General features: G+C 73.1%; 5 protein-coding genes and 1 pseudogene. 4 read left to right on the plus strand and 2 right to left on the minus strand.

Annotation, left to right across the window (positions count from 1 at the left end):
* Together AB0D08_RS40230 and AB0D08_RS40235 are read right to left on the minus strand one after the other, a co-directional pair.
* Positions 1-321: pseudogene (locus AB0D08_RS40230) on the minus strand (hypothetical protein); the annotation flags it as partial.
* Between the two features lie 110 nt (positions 322-431).
* Positions 432-1,142, minus strand: a complete 711-nt coding sequence (locus AB0D08_RS40235; protein WP_359895326.1) for a Crp/Fnr family transcriptional regulator — start codon at positions 1,140-1,142, stop codon at positions 432-434.
* A gap of 260 nt (positions 1,143-1,402) precedes the next feature.
* Between AB0D08_RS40235 and AB0D08_RS40240 the strand changes: the two genes are divergently transcribed.
* The 4 genes from AB0D08_RS40240 to AB0D08_RS40255 all read left to right on the plus strand — a co-directional run.
* Entirely contained in the window at positions 1,403-2,077 is a 675-nt protein-coding gene (locus AB0D08_RS40240; RefSeq protein ID WP_359895328.1) for a DUF4097 family beta strand repeat-containing protein, read from the plus strand.
* Between the two features lie 55 nt (positions 2,078-2,132).
* On the plus strand, positions 2,133-3,350 hold the full coding sequence (locus AB0D08_RS40245) for a histidine kinase (RefSeq protein WP_233289155.1): 1,218 nt from the start codon (positions 2,133-2,135) through the stop codon (positions 3,348-3,350).
* A gap of 26 nt (positions 3,351-3,376) precedes the next feature.
* Entirely contained in the window at positions 3,377-4,072 is a 696-nt protein-coding gene (locus AB0D08_RS40250; RefSeq protein WP_359895330.1) for a response regulator transcription factor, read from the plus strand.
* A 115-nt stretch (positions 4,073-4,187) separates the two neighbouring features.
* A partial coding sequence (locus AB0D08_RS40255) for a WGR domain-containing protein (RefSeq protein ID WP_359895331.1) occupies positions 4,188-4,855 on the plus strand: 668 nt, incomplete at its 3' end.

The raw sequence follows: 4,855 nt of genomic DNA on the forward strand, positions 1-4,855 counted from the left end.
CTCTCCTGCAGCGAGGACTGCCCGGAGCCGAACCTGGGCGCTGCTCGACGCCAGCCGGTTGTTGCTGCGCAGCAATGCGGGGGTCTCCGTGAGCAGGGCCCGCAGGAGCGGGACCTTCGGAACGGTCGGGCTGATCAGGACCATCACCGAGTCACCCCGGTCCTCCACCCGTTGGTCGGTCTGCTCGACCCCCGCGCTGCGGAGGGTCTCCTGGAGGATGGTGTAGAGCATGCGCCGCATGAACGCCTGCTCCACGTCGTCGCGTCGGCCGAACTTTTCGATGTCGAACAGCAGGATGGTGCGGTTGACCGGCTCTGTCATGGCTGCCTCTCCGATGGACCGGGCAGCAGCCTGCTGGATCGTCAGGCCGGGGTGTGAGGACCGATGACGCACTCGCTCTGTGATCGTGTGCACAGAACTCCGCTCTGCGGTCAGCCAATGCGCCGAAGCACGTCAGGACGCGTGATCACCAGACAGCGGCGCCTGGTGATCACTACGCCGCGATCCCGGAGGGTCTTCAGCAAGCGGGCCACGGCCTCCCGCGACGCGCCGACCGACCCGGCCAGCTCCTGCTGACTGAGCGGCACCGAGATCTCGATGCCTTCCTCCGTCGCACTCCCGTGGGTCCGGGCGAGTTCGAGCAGCAGGTCGGCGAGGCGTTCGCGGACCGTCAGCGCGGCGACCTCCAGTCGGCGGCGGTCCGCCGTGCGCAGCCTGTCGTTGGACAGCGCGAGGAGCTGGAGCATCACCGCGGGCGCGCGGGTGAGGAACTCGGTGAACCGCTGCCGGTCGACGGCCACGGCAGCGACTTCCTCCAGCGCGGTCACGGTGGCGGACCTGGGCCGCCCGCTCAGGGCCGCGCTCTCGCCCACGATGTCGCCGGCTCCCCGTAAGGCGAGAAGTGCTTCGTACCCGTTGGCCGCAGCGGCCGTGACCTTCATCCAGCCGTTCAGGAGCAGCAGGATGTGGTCCGACGGTTCTTCCTGCCGGATGACCACTGATCTCGGAGGGAAGCGCAACCGGGGGCCGAGGGCGAGGAGCGCGGCCCTGTCCTCCTGTTCGAGCCGGGCGAGGAACGGAACCCTGTCGTCCAGTGCCAGCCTCGGATACCGACCCGGTCCCTCGCCGCGGGCCTCGGACACAGCATTGGTCATGGTGCAGATCCCCCGAGTTCTGTCCTGCCGACATGCGATTGAACGCGGCCAAACAAGTTACCGGCCGTCGATTGTCGCCGTCAGTCCGTCACGGGAATCGCGTGGGGCACAGGAGCCGCCGTGCGGGCCGTCCCCCGTGCGGGGGAGGCGGGAAGACCGCTCGTGCGGGTGATCCGGTGCGGAGGGCGGACCGGCAGGGTGGGGGTGTCGGGTCGGGGTGGCCGAGCCGGGGAACGGGGGAGTCCGTGATGAAGCGTGCGCTGCTGTACGGGGTGGTGACGGCCGCGGTGGTCGGGGGGATGTCGGGGTGCTTCCTGGGGGAGGACGAGCACCGGGACGTGGCGTACTCCGTCGTGGAGCCGGTCCGGGTGCTGGTGATCGAGGGGAACACCGGGGACATCCGGGTGGTCGGCGGTGCGGGCGGCGTCCAGGTCACCGAGCACCACACGTACCGGGACGGGGAGCCGGAGGCGACCCACGCGGTGGCCGACGGCACCCTGACCCTCGGCTACCACTGCCCGGACGACGGCTGCGGGGTCGGCTACGAGGTGCGGGTGCCCGCCGGGACCGAGGTCCGGGTGGTCAACTCCACCGGCGGGGTACGGCTGGCCGGGCTCACCGCGGCCGTCGACGCCGAGACCTCGACCGGTTCGATCGAGGCCGAGGCACTGGCCGGGGCGCACGTGCGGCTGAGCACCGACACCGGGGACGTGCGCGCACAGTTCGGGGCCGATCCGACCGGTGTCGAGCTGAGGTCCGACACCGGCAGCGTCAGCGTCAAGGTGCCCGGGGGCGAGGAGTACGCGGTGGACGCCGGCACCGGGACGGGCAGCGTCCACGTCTCGGTGCCCCGCCGGGACGCGGCGCCGCGGACCATCACCGCGCACACCGGGACCGGCGACGTCACGGTCGCCCGTGCCTGAGCCCACCCGGGTAGGGCATGATCGTCCCTGGTCGGCCTACGGGGGAGTGGCTGGGGTGAACGGAGACGTCCGGGAGCGGACGGCGCGGCTGCGCGATCGGCTCGGCGCGGTGTCCGCCCGCTGGGGCGCGGGGTCCGGCGGAGCGAGCCCGTACCTGCTCGACGGTTTCCTCGCGCTGGCCGCGGCCGCGATCGCGGTCTGGGCGGTGGTCTACGACGACAAGAACTGGCCGCCGTGGGTCTACCTGCTGGTGCTGGCGGCCGCGGCACCACTGCCGTGGCGGCGCCGGGCGCCGTTCACGGTCTGGCTGGTGGTCGGGGCCCTCTCGCTGGTGCAGTCGATCGTCGCGCACTCGGTGGCCCCGCAGATCCCGCTGCACACCGTGCTGGTCACGTACACCGTCGCCGATCGCGGCCGGGACTGGCAGCGCTGGCTGATCCTGGCGATCCTGGTGCCCGCCAACATCCTCGGCACCCACTCGCCCAACGGCATGCTGTTCAGCCTGCTGACCTCGGTCGGTTCGTTCATCGTCGGCTCGCTGGTGCGCGAGCTGCGCGGGCGGGCCGCGGCCGCCGCCGAACGGGCGCAGCAGACGGGGATGAGGGCGGCGGCCGACGCGGCGCGGGCCGTCGCCGAGGAGCGCTCCCGGATCGCCCGCGAGATGCACGACATCCTGGCGCACGCCGTCTCGCTGATGGTGATCCAGGCCGAGGCGGGCCCGCTGGTGGTGCGCAGCGACCCGGACCGGGCGATCCGCACCTTCGACACCATCGCCGACTCCGGCCGGGACGCCATGGTGCAGCTGCGCCGGGTGCTCGGTGTGCTGAAGGAGGAGGGCGCCGGCCGGGAGCTGGCCCCGCAGCCGACCCTGGCCGAGGTGCCGGCGCTGGCCGAGCGGGTCCGGGAGTCCGGGCTGCGGGTCGAGCTGACCCCGGCCGGGCCTGGCCCGGCGGTGCCGGCGGACGTGCAGGCGGCGGCGTACCGGATCGTGCAGGAGGCACTGACCAACGTGGTGAAGCACTCGGCGGGCGGCGCGGCCCGGGTCCGGGTCGAGCGGGTGGGGGAGGCGCTGGAGGTGGTGGTGTCGGACGACGGCCGGGGTGTGCCGGTGACGGCGGGTGCGGTGGTGAGCGGCTGGTCCGGCGGGCGGGGCCTGGTGGGCATCCGGGAGCGGGCCGCGGCCTGCGGCGGCCGGGCCGAGGCCGGTCCCGGGCCGGACGGTCGGGGTTTCGTGGTGCGGGCCCGGTTCCCGCTGGGGGCGCAGCGGCGGTGAGCACGGAGACCGGGGGCACCGGGACGGTGAGGGAGAGCACGGGCCCGATCAGGGTGGTGGTCGCGGACGACCAGGAGTTGGTGCGGGCCGGGTTCGGGATGATCCTGGACGCGCAGCCGGACATCGTGGTGGTGGGCGAGGCGGCGGACGGCGCGCAGGCGGTCGAGGCCGTCCGCGAGCACCGTCCGGACGTGCTGCTGCTGGACGTCCGGATGCCGGTGATGGACGGGCTGGAGGCGGCCCGGCGGGTCTGCGCCGGGTTCCCGGACTGCAAGGTGATCATGCTGACCACCTTCGACATCGACGACTACGTCTACGACGCGCTGTACGTGGGCGCCAGCGGCTTCCTGCTGAAGGACGTCCGCCGCGACGACCTGGCGCACGGGGTCCGGATGGTCGCCTCCGGCGAGGCGCTGCTGGCGCCGTCCGTGACCCGGCGGCTGATCCGCGAGTTCGCGGCCCGCCGGCCGCCGGGCGGGGGGAACGGGCCGGTCCGGCCGCCGTCCAGGCTGCTGGAGCAGCTGACGGCGCGCGAGCAGGAGACCCTGCGGCTGCTCGCCCGGGGGCTCTCCAACGCGGAGATCGCGGCCGAGCTGGTGGTCAGCGAACACACCGTCAAGACGCATGTCAGCAATGTGCTGGGCAAGCTCGGGCTGCGCGACCGGGTGCACGCGGTGGTGTTCGCGTACGAGTCCGGTGCGGTGGTGGCGGGCGAGGGCTGACGGCCCGTCGGGCGGACCGGCCGCTGTCAGTGCCGCGGCCTAGGTTGAGTGGTGTCGGGCGAGGCCGCTGGGTCCGCCGGCGCCCTCCCTGTCTCTGCCCGAAAGGGGCCCCGCCATGTCCGCTGCCACCGACGAGCAGATCACCTACCTGGAGCTGTCCGAGGAGGGCGGCGGGGCGCACAAGTTCTACGAGGTCCGGCAGTCGGGCGCGGAGCTGACCATCACCTACGGGCGGATCGGCGAGCCCGGTCAGGCCAGGACCACCGCCTTCCCGACCGCCGAGAAGGCGGCCGCCACCGCCGCCAAGAAGCTCGGCGAGAAGGTCCGCAAGGGGTACGCGCCGGCCGTCCGCGGGGTGCGGCAGCGGCGGGCCGTGACCCGGCGGCAGATCGTGTCGACCCGTTCGACGGCGCGTCAGGCGCCGGTGCTGTGGCGGTTCAGGTCGGGCGCGGACGCGTTCGGCATCTTCATCGGCGAGGAGCACGCCTGGGTCGGCAACCAGGCCGGTGACGTCTACACCCTCACCCACGACGGCGAGGTCACCGGCCGGTTCGGCCTGCCGGACGGCGTCAAGTGCATCGTCGCCGACGACTACTGGATCTACGCGGGCTGTGACGACGGCCGGGTCTACGACCTCGGCGGCAAGGTGCCGCGGGTGGCGTACGAGATCGCCGCGGACGTCGACATCTACTGGCTGGACATCCACGACGGCGTGCTCGGGGTCGCCGACGCCCGGGGCGGGATCACCACCGTCGACCACGAGGACGAGTTCCAGTGGCGGCG

This window comes from Kitasatospora sp. NPDC048540, assembly GCF_040651175.1.
Classification (GTDB): domain Bacteria; phylum Actinomycetota; class Actinomycetes; order Streptomycetales; family Streptomycetaceae; genus Kitasatospora.